The organism is Qipengyuania sp. L-5Y (assembly GCF_056859455.1).
On the sequence record NZ_JBSXOM010000032.1, the window covers coordinates 493371 to 512631 of the forward strand.

20 protein-coding genes are annotated in these 19261 nt (G+C 61.8%); 12 read left to right on the plus strand and 8 right to left on the minus strand.

What is annotated here, in order from left to right:
- The first annotated feature begins 54 nt into the window (after positions 1-54).
- Entirely contained in the window at positions 55-633 is a 579-nt protein-coding gene (locus AC13F2_RS16110; protein ID WP_103024287.1) for a hypothetical protein, read from the plus strand.
- Here the strand turns inward: AC13F2_RS16110 and AC13F2_RS16115 are convergent.
- Complete coding sequence (locus tag AC13F2_RS16115) at positions 581-2686, minus strand: protein-disulfide reductase DsbD family protein (protein WP_482964850.1); 2106 nt, start codon at positions 2684-2686, stop codon at positions 581-583. The genes AC13F2_RS16110 and AC13F2_RS16115 overlap by 53 nt on opposite strands.
- Before the next feature lie 25 nt (positions 2687-2711).
- Here AC13F2_RS16115 and AC13F2_RS16120 point away from each other — a divergent pair, with 25 nt between their 5' ends.
- Complete coding sequence (locus AC13F2_RS16120; RefSeq protein WP_482964849.1) at positions 2712-3926, plus strand: FAD-dependent monooxygenase; 1215 nt, start codon at positions 2712-2714, stop codon at positions 3924-3926.
- Here the strand turns inward: AC13F2_RS16120 and AC13F2_RS16125 are convergent.
- Genes AC13F2_RS16125 through hemC form a run of 3 tightly spaced genes read right to left on the minus strand, consistent with a single transcriptional unit; the run spans position 3923 to position 6475 of the window.
- Positions 3923-4810, minus strand: coding sequence for a hypothetical protein (locus tag AC13F2_RS16125; RefSeq protein WP_482964848.1), 888 nt, complete (start codon positions 4808-4810; stop codon positions 3923-3925). The genes AC13F2_RS16120 and AC13F2_RS16125 overlap by 4 nt on opposite strands.
- A 52-nt stretch (positions 4811-4862) precedes the next feature.
- Positions 4863-5549, minus strand: coding sequence for a uroporphyrinogen-III synthase (locus tag AC13F2_RS16130; RefSeq protein WP_482964847.1), 687 nt, complete (start codon positions 5547-5549; stop codon positions 4863-4865).
- Positions 5546-6475: a hydroxymethylbilane synthase gene (hemC, locus tag AC13F2_RS16135; protein WP_482964846.1), complete on the minus strand. Its 930-nt coding sequence runs from the start codon at positions 6473-6475 to the stop codon at positions 5546-5548. Before hemC ends, AC13F2_RS16130 begins: the two co-directional genes overlap by 4 nt.
- 45 nt (positions 6476-6520) lie before the next feature.
- On the opposite strand from hemC, the gene tsaD reads away from it, so the two are divergent.
- From tsaD to AC13F2_RS16185, 10 genes are all read left to right on the plus strand, one after another.
- Positions 6521-7549: a tRNA (adenosine(37)-N6)-threonylcarbamoyltransferase complex transferase subunit TsaD gene (gene tsaD / locus AC13F2_RS16140; RefSeq protein ID WP_482964845.1), complete on the plus strand. Its 1029-nt coding sequence runs from the start codon at positions 6521-6523 to the stop codon at positions 7547-7549.
- Positions 7546-8553: an NAD(P)H-dependent glycerol-3-phosphate dehydrogenase gene (locus AC13F2_RS16145; protein WP_482964844.1), complete on the plus strand. Its 1008-nt coding sequence runs from the start codon at positions 7546-7548 to the stop codon at positions 8551-8553. The genes tsaD and AC13F2_RS16145 overlap by 4 nt, the downstream gene beginning before the upstream one ends.
- Complete coding sequence (locus AC13F2_RS16150) at positions 8550-10052, plus strand: lipopolysaccharide biosynthesis protein (RefSeq protein ID WP_482964843.1); 1503 nt, start codon at positions 8550-8552, stop codon at positions 10050-10052. The genes AC13F2_RS16145 and AC13F2_RS16150 overlap by 4 nt, the downstream gene beginning before the upstream one ends.
- A gap of 297 nt (positions 10053-10349) precedes the next feature.
- A complete protein-coding gene (locus AC13F2_RS16155; protein WP_482964842.1) occupies positions 10350-11834 on the plus strand; it encodes a vWA domain-containing protein in 1485 nt (494 codons plus the stop codon).
- 24 nt (positions 11835-11858) lie between these two features.
- Positions 11859-12617: an OmpA family protein gene (locus AC13F2_RS16160; protein ID WP_103024410.1), complete on the plus strand. Its 759-nt coding sequence runs from the start codon at positions 11859-11861 to the stop codon at positions 12615-12617.
- A gap of 110 nt (positions 12618-12727) precedes the next feature.
- Positions 12728-13213 (plus strand): hypothetical protein, encoded by a 486-nt coding sequence (locus tag AC13F2_RS16165; RefSeq protein WP_196847928.1) that lies wholly within the window; start codon positions 12728-12730, stop codon positions 13211-13213.
- A 63-nt stretch (positions 13214-13276) separates the two neighbouring features.
- Positions 13277-13639: a response regulator gene (locus tag AC13F2_RS16170; RefSeq protein WP_234003206.1), complete on the plus strand. Its 363-nt coding sequence runs from the start codon at positions 13277-13279 to the stop codon at positions 13637-13639.
- Positions 13640-13805: 166 nt separating this feature from the next.
- The gene (locus AC13F2_RS16175; RefSeq protein WP_482964917.1) at positions 13806-14981 is read left to right on the plus strand and encodes an acyl-CoA dehydrogenase; all 1176 of its coding nucleotides are present in this window, start codon (positions 13806-13808) and stop codon (positions 14979-14981) included.
- On the plus strand, positions 14981-15622 hold the full coding sequence (gene maiA / locus AC13F2_RS16180; RefSeq protein WP_482964916.1) for a maleylacetoacetate isomerase: 642 nt from the start codon (positions 14981-14983) through the stop codon (positions 15620-15622). Before AC13F2_RS16175 ends, maiA begins: the two co-directional genes overlap by 1 nt.
- Positions 15623-15643: 21 nt before the next feature.
- Positions 15644-16654, plus strand: coding sequence for a fumarylacetoacetate hydrolase family protein (locus AC13F2_RS16185; RefSeq protein ID WP_196847926.1), 1011 nt, complete (start codon positions 15644-15646; stop codon positions 16652-16654).
- Between the two features lie 40 nt (positions 16655-16694).
- On the opposite strand, the gene AC13F2_RS16190 is transcribed toward AC13F2_RS16185, so the two are convergent.
- The 4 genes from AC13F2_RS16190 to AC13F2_RS16205 all read right to left on the minus strand — a co-directional run bounded on the left by AC13F2_RS16190 (position 16695) and on the right by AC13F2_RS16205 (position 19060).
- Positions 16695-17249: a DUF421 domain-containing protein gene (locus AC13F2_RS16190; RefSeq protein ID WP_482964841.1), complete on the minus strand. Its 555-nt coding sequence runs from the start codon at positions 17247-17249 to the stop codon at positions 16695-16697.
- 4 nt (positions 17250-17253) lie between these two features.
- Positions 17254-17859: a DUF1989 domain-containing protein gene (locus tag AC13F2_RS16195; protein WP_482964840.1), complete on the minus strand. Its 606-nt coding sequence runs from the start codon at positions 17857-17859 to the stop codon at positions 17254-17256.
- Positions 17856-18542 carry a guanitoxin biosynthesis heme-dependent pre-guanitoxin N-hydroxylase GntA gene (gene gntA / locus AC13F2_RS16200; RefSeq protein ID WP_482964839.1) on the minus strand — a complete coding sequence of 229 codons (687 nt, stop codon included), beginning with the start codon at positions 18540-18542 and terminating at the stop codon, positions 17856-17858. The genes AC13F2_RS16195 and gntA overlap by 4 nt, the downstream gene beginning before the upstream one ends.
- 83 nt (positions 18543-18625) lie before the next feature.
- A complete protein-coding gene (locus AC13F2_RS16205) occupies positions 18626-19060 on the minus strand; it encodes a DUF983 domain-containing protein (protein WP_482964838.1) in 435 nt (144 codons plus the stop codon).
- Positions 19061-19261 lie beyond the last annotated feature (201 nt).

Sequence of the window (19261 nt, forward strand, 5' to 3'; positions counted from 1 at the left end):
GGATAGCTTCGGCTGGCAGCTTGAACGCCGTCACGCCTGTGTCATAGGCCAAAAATGCGTCGCACACTCGCCCTCCTTCCGCTCGCGATTCTGGCCGCTTGCAAGCCGCCGGCTTCAGACGACTATATCGAGCGTGCGAGGATCGACGAGCCCGCTGAAGGCCCATCGGAACCGATCGATTCCCCCGACACGGACGACGCGATCTGGGCACCGGCCGAAGAAGGCGCACGGCTGCTCTACGGCAATCCCGGCGAACATCCCCTGTTCGCGATCGAGTGCCTCAGCGACGGCACCGAGCCCATGCTAGGCTATACGCGCTTCGCCCGGGCGGATGCCCATGCCAAGGCGATCCTTGCCCTGATCGGCAATGGCCACGTTTCGCGGCTCAATATCGATGCTGTGCAGATCGGCGATATATGGCGCTGGGAAGGCGCCATAGAAGCGGACGACCGGCGGCTCGACGCGTTGACCGGACGGCGCGAGGTAGAAGCGACGGTGCCCGGCGCGGGAAGCGTCATTCTCAATGCGAGTGCGTTGCCCGGCGAATTGGTCGAACGCTGTCGCAATCTTACCGAACCGCTTACTGCGGAGCAGCCGATGCCTGCGCCTTCTTCACCAGAAGATCCGGCGTAAGCACCTGCGGCAACTGCTCGGCATCGCCGCCGGGTTCGTACCAAAGATAAAGCGGCACGCCGGCGGCCCCCTGCTCGTTCAGCATCCGGCTGATTTCCTCATCGGGCTGAGTCCAATCTCCGCGCATGGCAACGACCCCGGCCCGCTCGAAAGCAGCTCGAGTAGCCTCGCGTTCGATGGCTACACCCTCATTGACCTTGCAGGTGACGCACCAGTCGGCGGTAAACCATACGAACACAGGCTTGCCCGCCGTTCGCGCCTCGGTCAGCGCCGCTTCGCTATACTCGACCGGATCAAGCAGGCTTGCCTCGGACGCCGCCTGCGCTTCGGGCTTCGGCAATACCACTATGCCCAAAGCCATCACGGCAAGCAGGGCCACCATCGCCATTCGCGCGCTGCCGCGACCGGCCCGTTGAAAACGGCCGATCACCGCCAGACCGACAAGCACGAGCACGGCCAGCGATGCCACGAGCGCCAGATATCCCGCCCCCCCGATCCGCCACACCAGCCATGCCAAGGCGATTGCCGTGAGGCCCATGGGCAAGGCCATCCAGCGACGGAAGGTTTCCATCCAGCTTCCCGGTTTCGGCAAACGGCGACGGATAGCGGGAACGAAGCCAATCAGCAGAAACGGTAGCGCCAAACCGACGCCAAGTGCGACAAAGACCAGCAAACCATAGATCGGTTGAATAACGAGCGCAGTACCAAGCGCCACGGCCATGAATGGTCCCGTACAGGGTGTCGCGACGAAAGCGGCCAGCAAGCCGGTCGAGAACGAGCCGCCGCGGGACGGCGCTCCGCCCGAAATCGCTACTCCCGGCACTTCGAATAATCCGGCGAAATTGGCCGTGATCGCCAGCGACAGCAAGAACAGGCCGACCACGACGACTGGCTGCTGCAACTGGAATGCCCAGCCCACCTGTTCACCCGCCGAACGGAGTAACAGGATCGCAGCCCCCAACCCAGCACAGGCGCTCACTACGCCGGCTGTATACGCAAGAGCATCGCGCCGCGCCCCGCGTTCTTCGCCACCGGCCTTGGCCAGTGCCAGCGCCTTGAGGCTGAGGATTGGAAAGACGCAGGGCATGACGTTCAGCAACAGACCGCCTGCCAATGCAGCGAGAAGCAATTGCCAAAGCACCGGTTCCGCATCACCGCCACGGATCGGCTTTGCCCCTTCTAGCGGCACGTCCCCCGGCTGCGCAGTGAAGCGCACTCCGCGACCCTCGCCCAGATCGAGTATGCCGCCGATCGTTGCGGGTCTTGGATCGGCACCCGGGTTGGCACTGCTTGTCTGTGCCAGGCGCTCGATCGGAATTTCTGCAACCAGTAGATTGCCTTCGCTGATGAAAGTTTGCGTCGCGGTGTAAATGGGCCTGTCGCCCTCACCCAGTTCGCCCGTGCCGAGAAAAACATGCAGATCGCCGAGCGCTGTTTCGGACGGAATGGGAATTCCAACACGCAGATGCGTCGCCGTGAATTCGAAATGCGCAGGGCTGTCGAGTTGCGGCACGATGGCGGATTGCCAACCGGCAAAGCGCGGATCAGCCGAAATGCTCGAGGGATCCAGTGAGAGCCTCGCCTGCTGGGGGACGCAAATAGTATCCGTGCAGGCGAGATAGCTCGCCGTAACCGCGATCGGACCGGCCTTGCCCACGTCAGCGCCCGACGGCACCGAAACCGGTACCAGCACGGCGTATTCGCCCTCGTACACGTGGTTCATAAGGCCGCCGATTACCAACCGATGCGGCAAAGGGTACAGCGCGTCGCCCGCCTCCCATCCGTCCGGCAGCTGCCAGTCGAGCTGCATACCGAGGCCGGCATCGCCGGGGTTGGACCAGTAGCCGTGCCATTCGGGCGTCGATGGTGAAAAATGTAGCGCGACCATCCACGTATCGCCGGGCACCGGCGCACCGTCCGCCGCGATTTCCACCGGCATCCGGTCGCTGCCGGGCCCGCGAATTTCCTGTTGCGCACTGGCCGGCAGCGCGAGCGCCAGCAAAACCAGCATCGCCAGTGCGGCAAACCGCTCCATAATCCTTGCGTGGGTCACGTCCGCCGCTCTAGGGACACACCCTATGACAGACAAGCGAGACCTGCTGATCCTGGGCGGCGGCCTGGTGGGCATGACACTGGCGATGGCCGCTGCGAAAAAAGGGCTGTCCAGCCATCTTGTCGATCGGGCCGATCCGGCGAGCCTGACCGCAGAAGGTTTCGACGGTCGCGCATCCGCGATTTCCACCGCCAGTTGGCGTCTTTTTCGTCATCTCGGGCTTCACGAAGTCCTTGAGCCGCATGGGTGCGACATCGCAGCCATCGCCGTCCTGGACCAGATGAAATCCGGTCGGCTGGACTTCAGGCCTGAACCGCACGAGGGCACGCTGGGCCGGATGTTCGCCAACCGCCAGTTGCGCCTTGCCCTGCACGAAGCGGCAGCGAAAGAACCATTGATCGAATGGCATGCACCGGTTGAAATCGTCTCACGCGAGCGGGGCGAGTTCGGCGTGTCGGCCACCCTTGGTGATGGCCGCGTACTCGAAGCAGCCTTGATGGTTGGTGCCGAAGGCCGGGGATCGCCCAGCCGCGATGAGGCAGGGTTCAAGATGGCGAGCTGGGATTACAGCCACCGCGCCATGATCGCCGGCCTGGACCACAGCAAGCCTCATGAGAACGTGGCATGGGAGATATTCTACCCTGACGGTCCCTTCGCTCTGCTGCCCATGCTCGATGGACCGGCCGGCCAGCATCGCAGTGCACTGGTGTGGACGGTCGACGAGAAGGATGCGGCGGGTGTATTGAAACTGTCCGATCGCGCCTTCCTGGCCGAAGTCCACAAACGCATGGGCGACCTGCTCGGCGAACTGACGCTCAACAGTGGACGGTCGTCCTATCCACTCAGCTTCCAGCATACAGCGAAAATCGTAGAGCATCGCCTCGCGCTGATTGGCGACAGCGCGCATGGTATGCACCCGATTGCGGGTCAGGGTCTCAATCTCGGCCTCCGGGACGTCGGAGCGCTGGTGCAAGTGCTCGACGAGGCAATCCGGCTCGGTCTCGATCTTGGGGATGCACAGGTGCTCAAGAAATATGAAGAATGGCGGGCGCTGGATGCGCTGATGGTCATGGGCGCGACCGACAGCCTGACACGGATCTTCGGTGTACCCGGCAAATCGGCAAGCGCCGTACGCCGTCTGGGCATGGCAGGAATTCAGCGTTCGGGCTGGCTCAAGCGCTTCTTCATGGACGAAGCCCGCGGTATTTCGGGAAAGCTTCCCGAACTGCTCAAAGCCTAGCTTTCGTCAGCGGGGCTCGGCTGTTCGATCCTGTTCCCCGCCCCGTCGCGTAGCCGGCGAGGCTCAAGCACCGCAGCGGTTTCGATAAGATCGAGCGCACGCTGCACAGCGGCATAGCGCTCTGCGTCGCGGATCCAACCTTCCGCGCTGCTGGCGCCGGGCAGATTGCGAACCTCGGCAATAGCAGAATCCGTCCGCCCGCTTTCGAGGAACAAACGCGCCCGATCAAGCCGGCGCTGCGGTTGCGGAGACGGCGCGCTTTCCCGGCGCACAACGAATAGCTGCGAGAGTTCCTCGCTCAGGCGCGCAAAGCCGAACTGACCGTTGGTTTCCGAAAGCCGCGGCGAAAGTCCTTCAAGCCGCGCTATCAGCTGGTCCAGCGTAATCGGATTGCGGCTGGTGCGGATGATCGTGTCCACTGCATTGGGCATCGCATCGCCAAAGCGCAATCTCAACTGGTCGGAGAGGTAACCGAGCTCCGCGCCTTTTTCGAGAGCGCGGCGCGTGGCGAAGGCGATCAGCAATCCTTCAGCGCGGGCCGTGTTGCCGGCTGCGGCCTGAGCCTGCAGGTCCAGCCGCGCGAGCCGCTGCTCCGCTGCAGCCAGCCGGCTGTCGATACCGCCCTGCTGTTCGGCAACACGCTGTACCGCTTCCCGTGCCGCCTGGCTTGCCGTCGCCTTGGGGGTCGGTACGGGAGACGAAGCCGGACTGGACAGCGTTTGCGGCTTGGATGGGGCGTTACCCGTTGCGGCGGGCGCGCGGTCCGTCATGGAGTAGACGGCATAACCTGCCAAGGCCCCGCCCAGCAGGAAACTTGCAAGCACGGCCACAAGCACGGGCTTCGCCGAAGGCCCCTTGCGCCGGGTACTGGTGTAATCGTTCATGTGCTTCCGTTCTGCGACCCACTCGTCCCGCTGACGCGGACCCTCCAGCCCATTACTCGTCGGTCTGGCACAAAGCTCGCGCCAAGGCCAGTAGCTCGCTGTCTCCGGGGGCGTCTGCAATTTCGACGGATCGCCAACCCTCGCCCGCCATTTCCGCGACACGGGGCCCGATCACTGCCAGATCGACTTGCGATCGGTCCATTTCATGGCGGTCGAATTCAACCTGCAGTCGCTCGGCCGCGGCGCCGGAATGCAGCGCAACGACGCCGCCCGTGCGCAGCCGCGCGATATCGTCGTCCGTCATGCTTTGCGGGACAGCTCGATAGACGATCTTCGTCTCTATCCTGATCTTTTCCGGCAGGCGCAAGGTTACGCGGTCCTCGCCCGCAAGTCGCAGCAAATTGAGTTCGCGGCCATCCAGTTCGTCCAGCAGGGATTGCAATCCGCCCCGCCCTGTCCGGCCAATCAGAAAACCCGCATTTCGCGCAGCATCGGCGGTTGCATCGCCCACTGCGTGGACCGGCAATTTGGTCAGCCGGTCGATCTGCTTTCCGCCGTGACGGAACACATTGGCACTGCCAATCAGCAGGCCGTCGAACTGTTCGGGATCCGGCACTTCCCAATCGACGGGTTCGACCGTGAACAAGGGCGCTCCCGATACATCAAGGCCCATGTCCAGCGCCGTTTTCGAACTGACCGACCAGCCCGGCTCCGGCCGAAAGAGGAACAGTGTCTTCATGTCGCTTCCCCGAAATGTTCGGCAACTTCGGGCGGCGCATTGTTCAGCAGCGTCCGCGCAAGTTCGAGGGGGGCCTGATCGTCGCCCACCTCGAATTCGGCGGCATCGGCAATACGCACTGTGCCATCGGGACTGAAGATTGCCGCATTCAATTCGATCAGCCCCGCAGATATCCGCGACAGCGCCGCGATCGGACTGCTGCACGATCCCCCAAGTCCTTCGAGTAGGCGGCGTTCCGCAGCGATTTCCGCATGACTTTCCACGTGATCGATGCCAGCCAGCAATTCGCGCGTTCGCGCGTCGTCACGCCGGCATTCAATCCCGATCGCGGCCTGCGCCGGAGCAGGCAACCAGACCTGTGGGTCTAACCGCACGCCGACATCGTCTTCTCCGAGACGATCGAGACCGGCCGCTGCCAGAAATGTTGCATCAGCCTCCCCCGCTTTCAATTTCGCCATACGCGTGGCCACATTGCCGCGAATGCCAACTACCGTCACGTCCGGGCGCAGATGCAATAGCTGTGCGGCGCGGCGCGGCGCACTGGTACCGACCCGTGCGCCTGCCGGAATTTCGGCTATCGAGGCAGCCCCCAGCAATCGGTCCGCCTTGTCCGCCCGAGGCAGGATCGCTGCGATAGCGATGACATCGGGTCGAATGGTTTCGACATCTTTCATCGAATGGACCGCGGCATCGATACGCTCTTCCACCAGCCATTGATCGAGTTCGCGGGTCCAGAGCGCCTTGCCACCGATCTCCGCCAGGGGACGATCCTGCACCTTGTCGCCGCTCGCCACAACGGGGACGAGTTCGACTGCCGATTCGTCCCAGCCATGAGCTGCGCACAGCCGTGCACGCGCCTCGTGCGCCTGCGCCATGGCAAGCGGTGAGCGGCGGGTTCCAAGTCGGAGAATAGGTTGGACTGGCATAGGGTCCGCTTGCCCTAGCGAGCCATGCCGCTAAGGGAAAGCGGGATGGCACTGGTTCTTGGCATAGAAAGTTCGTGCGACGAAACCGCAGTCGCACTCGTCGACAGCGATCGTCGCATCGTGGCGCAGCGCATCGCATCGCAGGATGCGGAACATGCGCCGTTCGGCGGCGTCGTGCCGGAAATTGCCGCGCGCGCCCATGCCGAACGGCTTGCTCCGATGATCGACGGCGTGCTCACCGATGCCAATATCGCGCTGACGGATTGCAATGCGATTGCCGCCACCGCCGGGCCGGGCCTCATCGGGGGGGTCATGGTCGGCCTGGTCAGCGCGAAGGCACTGGCAATGGCCACCGACATTCCCCTCATTGCGGTAAACCACCTCGAAGGCCATGCTTTGAGCCCCCGCCTTGCCGACGAAAGCATCGACTTTCCTTATGCCCTGCTGCTCGTATCCGGGGGCCACTGCCAGATCCTCAGGGTTGACGGCGTAGGCCAGTATCGCCGGCTGGCCACGACTATCGATGACGCGCTGGGCGAGGCTTTCGACAAGACGGCAAAAATCCTGAAGCTGGGATTTCCCGGCGGTCCGGCGGTCGAGCGCAAGGCGATGGAGGGTAATCCCCGCGCCGTTCCGCTCCCCCGTCCGATGGTCGGCAGCGGCGAACCGCACTTTTCCTTTGCCGGGTTGAAGAGCGCGGTCCTGCGCGCGCACGAAAGTGGCCGGTACGAAGTGGCCGACATAGCAGCCAGCTTCCAGCAGGCTGCCGTGGACTGTGTAACCGATCGGTTGCGTATCGCGCTTCGATCCATGATTGGCGTGGGTACGCTCGTTGTAGCAGGGGGCGTCGCCGCGAATGCCACCGTTCGGGGCGAATTGGAAAAGCTCGCAGCCGATCACGGCATGCGCTTCGCGGCCCCGCCGCCAGCACTATGTACTGATAACGCGGCAATGATCGCGTGGGCAGGGATCGAACGCCTCGGACAGTCGGACCCCCTTGATATTTCCGCCCGTCCACGCTGGCCGCTCGACCCCGAAGCGGAGCCGGTACGCGGCGCAGGAGTAAAGGCATGAGTGGCGGGCAACACGGTCGCGTCGGCGTTCTCGGAGCGGGCGCTTGGGGCACGGCGCTTGCCCAAATGCTGGCGAGCGATGGACGGGAGGTGCTCATTTGGGCGCGCGAGCTAGAACTCGTCGACGAAATCAATTCGGCGCGCTCGAATTCGATTTATCTGCCGACTGCCACCTTGGCAGATACCATCCACGCAACCGGCGATCTGGTCGATATGGCCAAACTCGATGCTCTGCTTGTGGTGACGCCGGCCCAGCATATGGGCAATGTGCTCGCTGCCATGCCTGCTCACCCGCATGATCTCGTACTTTGTTCGAAAGGCATCGAAGCCGGCAGCGGGCGACTCATGAACCATGTCGCAAAGGATGTTGCCAAGGGCAGCGCCATCGCGGTCCTTTCCGGACCGACCTTCGCACATGAGGTCGCAGCGGGACTGCCGACGGCGGTAACCCTCGCCTGTGACGGCGGAGAGAAACAGTGGGACCGTATTTCTGCGATGATCGCACGGCCAACTTTCCGACCTTATTACTCCGATGACATTATCGGTGCGGAAATTGGCGGTTCTGTAAAGAATGTTCTCGCCATCGCCTGCGGCGTAGTCGACGGACTCGGTCTTGGCCAGAATGCACGCGCAGCTCTCATTGCTCGAGGCTATGCCGAAATGCTCCGTTTTGGCGAAGCACTCGGCGCTCGGGCCGAGACCTTGGCGGGATTGTGCGGTTTGGGTGATCTCGTATTGACTTGCTCATCCACTTCCAGTCGCAACTTCTCGCTCGGCAAGGCGCTGGGGGAAGGCAAGAGCGCCGATACTCTAATGGCGGATCGCCGCACCGTTGCAGAAGGTGCCCATACCGCACCCGTGCTCGTCGAACTCGCCGAGCAGCGGGGCGTTGCGATGCCCATTGTCGAAGCGGTGCACAGTTTGCTCGAGGGCGGAGCACCGCGCGAAGTAGTTTCCGATCTTTTGTCCCGGCCACTACGGGCAGAACAGGGACCTGCCGGGTGACAGCGGAAAAACCGGACGAAGACCTCTCCGCCTTGGCGAAAGGTGGGCGGCAAAATTTCTTCGGCTTCATTCTGCGCCTCGTCGCGCGTCTGCCGTTCCTCTTCATCGCGGGACGTCTCTACGGTCCAGACGCTTTGGGTCGCTTCGCGTCGGCGCTGGTCGTGGTCGAACTGGTCGCCTTGATCTGTGCAATGGGCGAAAAGAGGGGCCTCGCGCAGCGTCTTTCCGATGGCGAGGGAGTGCATCCGGCGAACCTCGTTTATGATGGGATGTTGCTCGCAGTCCTGTTTTCGGCGCTGGCTGCCGCGTTCTTCTGGTTCGTCCCGGCTCCCTTATTTCCCAGTGGAGAATTTACCGAACTCGATCGGTTCATCGTCCTCGCGATCCCCGGCTACGCGTTGACGGAAATCGTCTTGGCGGCGCAGGCGTACAAATACGATATTGCTACCACAGTTCGCGCACGCGCCGTGGTCGAACCCTGGACGATCTCGATCATGGCTGGGGCCTTCTATTTCGTGCCATCGATGAGCGAATCGGGACTGTCGATGGCATATCTGGCATCGATCTACGCAGGCTTGGCTACCGGGCTCTGGTCTTTCTTTCGCAGCTATGGCGCCCCGAAAGAATGGCGCCCCCACCCCACCTATATGAGCAAGATGACCGCCCGGGCGCTGCCACTAGCAACTGCAGATGCGATTGAATGGGGCACGCGGCGTGTCGACATCTTTATCCTTGGCCTCTTCGCGGCTCCTGCCGCAGTAGGCGTCTATTATATTGCCCAGCAGGTCGCCAGCCTGCCGCAAAAGCTCAAGACCAGTTTCGAACCGATCCTCGGCCCCGTCATTACCAAGAACCTGAAGACCAAGAACTACAAAGCCATCGCAAGCCAGATCTGCCAGGTTGGATTTTGGATCGTGGCGATGCAGGCAGGTATCGCGCTCGCACTGGGTGTCCCGGGTGAAGCGGTGATGGGGTTGGTCGGGCCGGAATTCGTCGGCGGGACGGGCGCCCTCGCATTCCTGCTCGCGGCAGAAGTCGTCGCTGCTACCGCTGTCGTATCGGAAGCGGTACTGGTTTATGTCGCCCGAGTGCGCAATTTGTGGATCTCGATCGCCACTATTGCACTGCAGGCCATACTGACGGTCGTGCTGATCGAGGCCATGGTTGCTGGCGGCTACGGCGAACCTTTCAAAGCAGCTGCTGCGGCAATTGCGCTCATGCTGGCTCTGGGCACCGCCAGCCTGGTCAAGGCCATGCTGCTGTCGAAAATTCTCGGCCAGCGGATCAACACCTTCCGCTGGCCGCTGGTATGGGCAGCAGCCCCCGCCGTCCTTGTTGGTTGGCTCGCCACGCGATTGCCCGAATGGGCCGAACTGATCATCGGCATCCCTGCAATCCTCGGCGTTTACGGTCTTATTATCTGGCGACGTGGCTTCGGGCCGGAAGATCGTGTCCTGTTCAAGCGCAATCTGGATAAGGAAGAAGCGGCTGCGGATTGAAGGCTTTCGTCGCTGACAGGAAACGTTCAGTCCGCATTAACCCCTTGATGATGTAACTCTATATCAAGCCAACTGTCTTGGGGAGGACATCATATGCGTTTCGCCAATCTTGCCACCGCTTGCGCTGCTGCCGCACTCATCGCGGGTTGTGCGTCAAAGCAAGGTGGCGAACAAATCGTCACAACCGGCGCCCGTACCACTGCTACGGATGGCAAACTTCCTCCGCCGCCACCCCCGCCTCCGCCACCTCCGCCATCGCTCATGGCGCCGCAGGCTGTGATAGTTTCCGGCTCTCGAATGGAGCAAGAAACGGCTCCGGATACAACTGAAACATCCATTGCAGACGCTAACTACCGCTATTTTCCGCCGGTATTCGTTCCGACGCCGCCCAGCCGAGACCGGTATGACGGTGAAGAGGTGTCGTCAGTAAAGGTTGTAGCCAACGAGCCCGTATCCACCTTCTCGGTCGATGTGGATACTGGCGCCTACACAAATGCGCGTCGCTTTATCTCGGAAGGAAGCTTGCCGCCAAAAGGCGCGGTTCGGACCGAGGAATTCATCAACTACTTCCGTTATGATTATGAACGCCCGGACAGCATCGCGCAGCCCTTTACCGTCAATACCGATGTCGCTGTAACACCTTGGAACAGCAGTTCGCGCCTCTTGCGGATCGGGCTGGCTGGCTACGAGATGCCGGAACAGGAACGACCGGCCGCAAACCTCGTCTTCCTGCTGGATGTATCCGGGTCCATGTCCAGCCGCGACAAGCTGCCGCTGGTCAAGACCGCCATGCGTCAGCTTGCCGGCATGCTGAGCGACAAGGACCGCGTCTCGATCGTCGTCTATGCAGGGGCCGCCGGTCTCGTTCTCGAACCCACGAATGACGAACGCAAGATCAAGGACGCGCTCAACCAGCTGGAAGCAGGCGGATCGACGGCCGGCGGAGCGGGCATCGAACTTGCCTATCGCGTGGCCGAAGCGAACCGGATCGACGGCGGCGTCAACCGCGTAATCCTGGCGACTGATGGTGATTTCAATGTCGGCACTTCGGACAGGGAATCTCTGATCGAACTGATCGAGAAAAAACGCGAAACCGGCGTCACACTATCTGTACTCGGCTTCGGCCGCGGCAATCTGAACGATGCGATGATGGAACAGGTCGCCAATAACGGCAATGGCAACTACTCGTATATCGACAGCGCGTTGGAAGCCCGCAAGGTCTTGGGCGATGAAATGGGCGCCACGCTCGTTACCATCGCCAAGGACGTGAAGATCCAGGTCGAATTCAATCCGGCAGTGGTCAGCCAGTACCGCCTGATCGGTTACGAAAACCGCATCCTGCGCGAAGAGGATTTCGACAACGATGCGATCGATGCGGGCGACATCGGCGCCGGCCATCAGGTCACCGCGATTTACGAGGTGGTTCCGGTTGGCGGCAAGGGTTGGATCCCGGCGCGTCGATACGAGGACCAGCCAGCTGCAAAGGCCAGCCAACTCGCCGCCGAAGCGGCCTTCATCAAGTTGCGGTACAAACAGCCCGACGGCGACACGTCCACGCTAATCACCAGCACGCTGCCCAGCTCATCTTTACAGACTACTCGCGCGCCAAGTGGTGATTTCGCATTTGCCGCTGCCGTAGCGGCATTCGGTCAGAAGCTGCGCGGCGATCCCATGTTGTCCGATTTTTCTTATCCGCAAATCGCCGCGCTTGCTGGTGAACAGACCGATTTCTGGCGGCAGGAGTTTGTTCAGTTGGTAAGGACGGCTGACGGGCTGGAATAGCGTCCTTGGCAGGAAGGGCGGATGATGGCTAAGAGCCATGCCATGCCGATCCGCCCATCCCTCGTCATCCTTGCCGGAGCCGTATTGACCGGCGCCAGCGCCTATCTGCTGGCCGAACCTATGGCACCCGGCTTCATCGAAGGTCTGGAAACAAAATCGGCGGCCGCTATCGAACAGGCAGGTGGCGGGAAGGTAACTGCGCGCTTTGCGACGGAAAGCGGTCTTCCCACGCGCCATCCCATCCTGTCTGGGGGCGAAACGCTCAACGATTCCACGCGCGCCGATGTCGCACAGGCCGTATACGCCGTGCCCGGCGTTGGCGGCGTCAGATGGAGCGATGGTTCCAGCAGGGCGGAAAGCCGCGAACAAGTCTATCAACCGCTGCACTGCCAGGAAGACGTCGAAGGGTTGCTGCGCAGCAGATCAATACGGTTCGAAGAAGCCAGCACCGCGCTTCTGCCTGCCAGTCAGGTCCTGATTGACGAGGTGGCCGAAGCGCTGCGACCATGTCTCGGCTCGCTCATCGCCGTGACCGGGCACACTGACCAGCAAGGAAGCGATGAGGTCAATCTGGCACTCAGCGTGGAACGGGCCGAGGTCGTTCGCGAAGCACTGGTTCGCCGCGGTATCCCCCGCGATGGCTTGCGGGCAACCGGAGTGGGTTCGCGCCAGCCCGTCGAAGGGCTGACGCCCAGCGACCCAGCCAATCGCCGCATCGAATTCTCCGTTATTCGCACAGAACCCGTCCGCCCCACCCCGGTCGACACTCCGGGAGCACGCTGACATGCCATTGTGGTTCGAACTCGCTGCCCTGATGATCGCCGCCTACGGTGCTGGGATCGGCATCGGTTGGGTCATCTGGGGCAATCACGACCAAGACGAGGAATAGATCGATGAACGAATTACTCCAGACCTACTGGCCCCTGATCGTTGCCGCACTGCTGGTCGGCTTGGTCATCGCCTGGTACGTGTTCGGTGCTTCTCGCCGCACGCGTGTGACCGGCGCCAGCCGCGATGTCCTGGACGAAGGTGCGGCACCTGCAGAACGTAACAAGGCGCTAATCGACAGCGCGCCTGCCGCAACTCCGATGCAGCCTGCTGCAGGTGTTCCAACGATGTCGACACCGGCACCATCGGCTGGCGACGACCTCACCCGGATAAAGGGTCTGGGTCCAAAGCTGGCCGCGACGCTGCAAGATATGGGCGTGACCACCCTATCGCAAATCGCGCAATGGGATGACGCAGAGATCGATCGCATCGATGCCAATCTTGGCCGCTTCCAGGGCCGCATCCGCCGCGACAACTGGGTAGACCAGGCTAAATATCTATCTGTCGGAGATGAGGCAGGGTTCGTCGAACGTTTTGGCAAGCTCTCCTGAAATTCGGAACGAATCGATTGGTGTGGTATTCCTTTACTTGGGTCGAACACGAGGAGACCAAGGATGGGACAGCGATTGCGCGTGCTCGTTGCCGAAGACGAGTTCATAATCGGCTGTGACCTGTGTCACACAGTCGAAGAAGCCGGTTATATCGTCGAAGGCCCGTTCGAAGATCTGTCCTCCACTATGCTGGCTTTTCAGAAGAACAAGCCGGACATCGCCATTCTGGACGTTCAGCTCGAAGACGGCATAGTCTACCCCCTCGCCGAGCAGATGATCGCCGAGAACGTGCCGGTGATCTTCCATTCGGGTGAAATGACCCCGGCAGAAGTGGCCCGTCGGTTCCCCAGCGCGCTGGCGTTAGCCAAGCCCTGTCCTCCGGCCGAAGTCATCGATTCGATCCAGCGCGCTACACATCACGGCTAACGGCCGTTTTGTGTTTCCCTGGGCCCCGCCCCGGGCGACGTTCGCTTCGGTGGCTTGATGCGTACGCTCGATGCGCATGCGATCCCGCTGATCGGCCACACCTCTTGCTCCCGCCATGCAACCCTGCCACTGGCAAGCGCATAACAGAGGAGATTACATGGCTGGAATGGTGCCGTTTGCCTGGGACGATCCCTTCAACCTCGACGATCAGCTGACCGAGGAAGAGCGGATGATCCGCGATGCCGCCCACGCTTTCGCGCAGGGCGAGCTGCAACCGCGCGTGATCGAGAATTTCAGCAACGAAGTCGACGATCCCGAACTGTTCCCCATGATGGGCGAAGCAGGCCTGCTAGGCGCGACCGTGCCCGAGGAATACGGCGGCGCCGGCGCCAGCTACGTCTCCTACGGCCTGATCGCGCGCGAGATCGAACGCGTGGATTCCGGATACCGTTCGATGGCCTCGGTCCAGTCGAGCCTCGTGATGTTTCCGATCCATGCCTACGGTTCCGAAGAACAGCGCAGGAAATACCTGCCCGGCCTCGCCAGCGGCAAGCTGATCGGGTGCTTCGGCCTGACCGAACCCGATGCGGGCAGCGATCCCGGCGGCATGAAGACGACCGCCAAGAAGGTCGACGGCGGTTATGTGCTGTCAGGCTCGAAGACCTGGATTTCCAACGCCCCCTTCGCCGACGTCTTCGTCGTTTGGGCGAAGAGCGAGGCGCATGGCGGCGGCATTCGCGGCTTCGTGCTGGACAAGGGGATGAAGGGCCTGTCCGCCCCCAAGATCGAAGGCAAGCTGTCGCTGCGCGCATCGACCACCGGCATGATCGTGATGGACGAAGTCGAGGTGGGGGAAGACGCGCTGCTGCCCGATGTGCAGGGCCTCAAGGGTCCGTTCGGCTGTCTCAACCGCGCCCGCTACGGCATCAGCTGGGGCGCGATGGGTGCCGCGGAATTCTGCCTGCACGCCGCGCGCCAGTACGGGCTCGACCGGCACCAGTTCGGCGTCCCGCTCGCCAGCAAGCAGCTCTACCAGCTCAAGCTCGCCGACATGGTGACCGAGATTTCGCTGGGCCTGCAATCCTCGTTGCGGGTCGGCCGTCTGATGGACGAAGGCAAATTCGCGCCCGAGATGATCAGCATCGTGAAACGCAACAATGTCGGCAAGGCGCTGGATATCGCCCGCAAGTCGCGCGACATGCACGGCGGCAACGGCATTTCGGAAGAATACCAGGTCATCCGCCACATGGTGAACCTGGAAACGGTCAACACTTACGAAGGCACGCATGATGTCCATGCGCTGATCCTGGGGCGGGCCATTACCGGGATCGCCGCGTTTTGATCCGCCTGCACGGCTACTACCGCAGCTCGACCAGCTACCGCCTGCGCATCGCGCTGGAACTGAAGGGGCTGGATTACGAATACGTGCCGGTGAACCTGCTGACGTCCGAACAGAAGGGCGCGGCGTTCACCGCGCGCAACCCCTTCGGCTCGGTCCCGCTGCTGGAAGTCGACGGCAAGGACTATGTCCAGTCGATGGCGCAGATCGAATGGCTCGACGAAGCCTTTGCCAATCGCCCGCTGCTGCCATCCGATTTGCACGATCGCTATGTCGCGCGCGAACTGGCCTATGCCATCGCCACCGAACTGCACGCGCCACTGAACCTTCCAGTGCTGAAATACCTGAAGGACGAATACGGCAAGTCGCAGGACGAGATCGGCGTGTGGTATCGCCACTGGCTCGCCCGCACGCTCGCCCCGCTGGAGGCGCGCCTGGCGCAGCTCGGCACGGGCGATTTCCTGTTCGATGCCCCCGGCTTCTTCGAAGTCTGCCTGCTGCCGCAGGTCTACAACGCAAGGCGGTTCGAATTCGATTTTTCGGACATGCCGCACATCACCCGGATCGAAAGCGCCTGCCTGCCCCTGCCGGAATTCCAGCGCGCCCATCCGGACAACCAGTCCGACAATCCCGAGAACACATAAGCCCCGAGAGGAACCCCATCCATGAAGCTCGCAACGATCCAGGACGGCACCCGCGACGGCAAGCTGGTGGTCGTGTCGAAAGACCTCACCCGCTACTGCGCCGCCGACAACATCGCCCCGACGCTGCAGGCCGCGCTCGACAACTGGGACGAAATCGCCCCGAAGCTGGAAGCGCTCTACACCGATGTCGAACACGAGGCGGTGCCGTGCGAGCGGTTCCATGAACGCGAAGCGCATTCGCCGCTGCCGCGCGCCTACCAGTGGGCAGACGGCAGCGCCTACATCAATCACGTCGAACTGGTGCGCAAGGCCCGCGGCGCCGAGGTGCCCGAGAGCTTCTATCACGATCCGCTGATGTACCAGGGCGGCAGCGACACCTTCCTGCCCCCGCGCGCTGACATTCCGCTTAAAGACACCAGCTGGGGCTGCGACATGGAAGGCGAGATCGCAGTCGTCACCGACGATGTGCCGATGGGCGTGTCGAAGGAAGACGCCGCCGGCCACATCAAGCTGGTCATGCTGGTCAACGACGTGTCCCTGCGCGGACTGATCCCGGGCGAATTGGCCAAGGGCTTCGGCTTCTTCCAGTCCAAGCCCGCCAGCGCGTTCAGCCCCGTCGCGGTCACGCCCGACGAACTGGGCGATGCTTGGCAGGGCAGCGTCATCCACCTGCCGCTGATGGTCGATTACAACGGCCAGCCCTTCGGCCGGGCCAATGCGGGCGTCGATGCGACGTTCAGCCTCGCCGAACTGGTCGCCCACGCCGCCAAGACGCGCGACCTGGGCGCCGGCACGATTATTGGATCGGGCACGGTGTCGAACCAGGGCCCCGACGGCGACCCGGGCAAGCCCGTGGCCGAAGGCGGCCTCGGCTATAGCTGCATCGCCGAAATCCGCATGATCGAAACAATCGCCAACGGCGAGGCCCAGACCCGCTTCATGGAACCCGGCGACACCGTGCGCGTGGAAATGAAGGACAAGGATGGCCATTCCATCTTCGGCGCGATCGAACAGAAGGTCGTCGAAGCCTGAACATGAATCAGAGCGGGGTAACATGGGCCCCGCTTCCCGATCATTTCCCGCGAGCGACGTGGCGTTTCAGCGGACCGTGACAGCAGTCTACTTCCTGCATCACTTCTTCGGTCGGTTCTTCGGTACCGGAGATGATCGAAATGTCGCCCGTGCTCTCCAACACCATCGACCGCACGTCCGCCAGGTCGGCTATGCCTGCGCTGCGAATCTTGTTGAGAATATCGCTTTCGGACACCCGCGTTTCGGCGAGCGCCCCCTCCAGGATTTTACCGTCATACATCAACATGGTCGGGTCGTTTTCCAGCAAAAGCTGAAACCTGCGTGATCCGCGTCGCAGCCGCGCCAGAACAAGCTGCGCCACCAGCAAAGCCATTATAGCGCTGAGCGCCTGTACGAGCGCAGTCCATTCGGTAACCGTTGCTGCCGAAGCGAGGAGCGATCCGGTCGCCAATGTGACGACGAAATCGAAAGCCGTCATCTTGGAGAAAGTACGCAGGCCGATTGTGCGCACTAGCACGATGACCCAGATCAGCGCGATCACCCCCAGTGCCGCGCCTCGCAGGATGGCGTCGGGATATTCGGAAAGACCGAACATGGCTTTACGTCACTCCTGCGGTGGGCCGGTCGATAGCGTAATCGATCGGCTTGAAGGTTCCACCACAGGAATCATAAGCGGAACAGGCCGTCAGCCCGATGATCAAGGGGGACAAGGCTCGCATGGAAATGTGGTCTCCCGATTTGGAAACGGGCGGCTCTACCGCCAAGCGTCCGGTCGCGCCGTCGACCGGCACGTTCATGAATAGGTTGAAAGCTGTCGGGATCATGTCCGCTTCGACACCATAGGGCGACAGCGCTTCGGCCAGATTGCCGAAACAGCCGCGATGCACGGGCTTGTCGGCATAGAAATGGCGAAAGGTCGCCTCGCTGCACGGCGTCAGCAGAAAATCGTGCCGCCCGACCGTGTCCTCGACAATTTCGAGCATGGGTTTGGACCGGTTCGACCATAAGCGATTACCCTGCCCTAGGGAGATGGTCTCTTCGTAATCGAAGGTCCGCCCATTCGAGATGACTTCCCGCACATCGTCTGCATTGAAAGCAAGCAGGTCGGAAACCTGGCCGCCTTGCGGGTCGACGACGGTCAAGGTTTCGCCCTCCTCCAATCGGAAGGCGACCCCGGAACGCGGGGCAATGCGGTTGGAGTTCATGCAGCCCTCGTGTCGCTGAATGGGCAGACCCAATCCTCATCGACCACCCGCCCGCTATATTGCGCAGCGGGGCTGGCTTCACCGTGGCGTGCCAGCATTGGATTGGGCGAACCGGCCAGCGCGATGTCGCGATCGATGATCGTTTTGCGCATCTTCTCGTAACGCCCCTGTTCGCGCAGAGCTTCGAACTGGTCGTGCAAGTTGAAAACCAGTGTCGGAAAGGCAAACCGGCGCGCAATGCGTGATGCCCTCGGATGTAGCCCCACGACGAAATAGGCTTCCCCACCGAAACTGAGCGAGAAGTGTGGATCGTCCGGATCGGAACTGACACGCGGATCGCGCGGTTGGTCGCGCCAGGTGTCCTTATCGCTGAGTGACTGGATACGGTCCCATAGCGCCTGCTCGAACCGTTCCTCGCTCAAGTCTTCAGGCCCGTCGAACACCACCGCAAGGCTCCTTAGCCCGCTTTCGATACGCTCCTCGCGATACCGGTCGCTCCATTCGACCAAGGCGCGGTGGATTTCGAGGTCATTCCAAGCGCTGGTGATATCGCGAGCGTGAACCACGCTCAGATTGCCTTTAGCCAGTGCCGACTTGGCACCGACGCAGGGGAAGCCAGCTTCGCGTATGTGGGTTTCAAGAGCATGCGCACTCGGCGCGTCGGCGGGGTTGACAACTTGCATGATTGGCGAATGTTTGACCGACCGGATCGTTGCATCACCAAATATATATCAATCGCTTTTCATCCATTCGACGCATCGCGACGTTAATCTCTCTCCTCGCGCTGTTTCACCTCGTCTTCCCGCGCATGCATGTCGCGCCAGAGCTTTTCCGTCCCCGCTTCCTGCGCCTTGTTCACGAACTGCGAAGCGACCAGCCAGCCCTTGATGGGGCGAAGCGGCAGAACGCATCCAATGGCCATCAGCGGGATCGCGATCGCAAGCAGGACGATCAGCGGAAGTTCCAGCGAAACCTGCAACCAGACGATGAAGAACAGCAGCGGGAACGCCACGAACGTCAGAGAGAAAAAGGCCGACCCGTCATCCGGTGATGCGAACCGGTAATCCAGTCCGCACACTTCGCATCGGTCGCTGACTTTCAACCACGACTTGAACATTTTGCCCTTACCGCATCGCGGGCACAGTCCTTTCCATCCGGATTTGAAAATCCAGGCAGTCTTTTCGCTGTCGTCAAGTTCCATAGATGGTTCCAAAATTCCTCAGGCATGGAGGCGCGCGCAGAAACGCTTGCTCGCTCCATACCTGAGGATCGGTGTTGCAAGGTCGCCGAACAAGCGAATTAATGTGCACGCAGGTTGCGATAGGAGCACGTCAGCGCGCGAATGAACTCCTACGCCGCCGGTTTAGAACCCCGGCGGTGTCTCTAATTCGCCGGATCGTCC

Coding starts and splice junctions, on each gene's coding strand:
- AC13F2_RS16110 (WP_103024287.1), top strand. CDS start 55: ATGCGTCGCACACTCGCCCTCCTTCCGCTCGCGATTCTGGCCGCTTGC.
- AC13F2_RS16155 (WP_482964842.1), top strand. CDS start 10,350: ATGGAGCAAGAAACGGCTCCGGATACAACTGAAACATCCATTGCAGAC.
- AC13F2_RS16160 (WP_103024410.1), top strand. CDS start 11,859: ATGGCTAAGAGCCATGCCATGCCGATCCGCCCATCCCTCGTCATCCTT.
- gntA (WP_482964839.1), bottom strand. CDS start 18,542: ATGCAAGTTGTCAACCCCGCCGACGCGCCGAGTGCGCATGCTCTTGAA.
- AC13F2_RS16205 (WP_482964838.1), bottom strand. CDS start 19,060: ATGGAACTTGACGACAGCGAAAAGACTGCCTGGATTTTCAAATCCGGA.
- AC13F2_RS16120 (WP_482964849.1), top strand. CDS start 2,712: ATGACAGACAAGCGAGACCTGCTGATCCTGGGCGGCGGCCTGGTGGGC.
- AC13F2_RS16175 (WP_482964917.1), top strand. CDS start 13,806: ATGGTGCCGTTTGCCTGGGACGATCCCTTCAACCTCGACGATCAGCTG.
- AC13F2_RS16165 (WP_196847928.1), top strand. CDS start 12,728: ATGAACGAATTACTCCAGACCTACTGGCCCCTGATCGTTGCCGCACTG.
- tsaD (WP_482964845.1), top strand. CDS start 6,521: ATGGCACTGGTTCTTGGCATAGAAAGTTCGTGCGACGAAACCGCAGTC.
- AC13F2_RS16145 (WP_482964844.1), top strand. CDS start 7,546: ATGAGTGGCGGGCAACACGGTCGCGTCGGCGTTCTCGGAGCGGGCGCT.
- AC13F2_RS16125 (WP_482964848.1), bottom strand. CDS start 4,810: ATGAACGATTACACCAGTACCCGGCGCAAGGGGCCTTCGGCGAAGCCC.
- hemC (WP_482964846.1), bottom strand. CDS start 6,475: ATGCCAGTCCAACCTATTCTCCGACTTGGAACCCGCCGCTCACCGCTT.
- AC13F2_RS16130 (WP_482964847.1), bottom strand. CDS start 5,549: ATGAAGACACTGTTCCTCTTTCGGCCGGAGCCGGGCTGGTCGGTCAGT.
- AC13F2_RS16170 (WP_234003206.1), top strand. CDS start 13,277: ATGGGACAGCGATTGCGCGTGCTCGTTGCCGAAGACGAGTTCATAATC.
- AC13F2_RS16195 (WP_482964840.1), bottom strand. CDS start 17,859: ATGAACTCCAACCGCATTGCCCCGCGTTCCGGGGTCGCCTTCCGATTG.
- AC13F2_RS16185 (WP_196847926.1), top strand. CDS start 15,644: ATGAAGCTCGCAACGATCCAGGACGGCACCCGCGACGGCAAGCTGGTG.
- AC13F2_RS16190 (WP_482964841.1), bottom strand. CDS start 17,249: ATGTTCGGTCTTTCCGAATATCCCGACGCCATCCTGCGAGGCGCGGCA.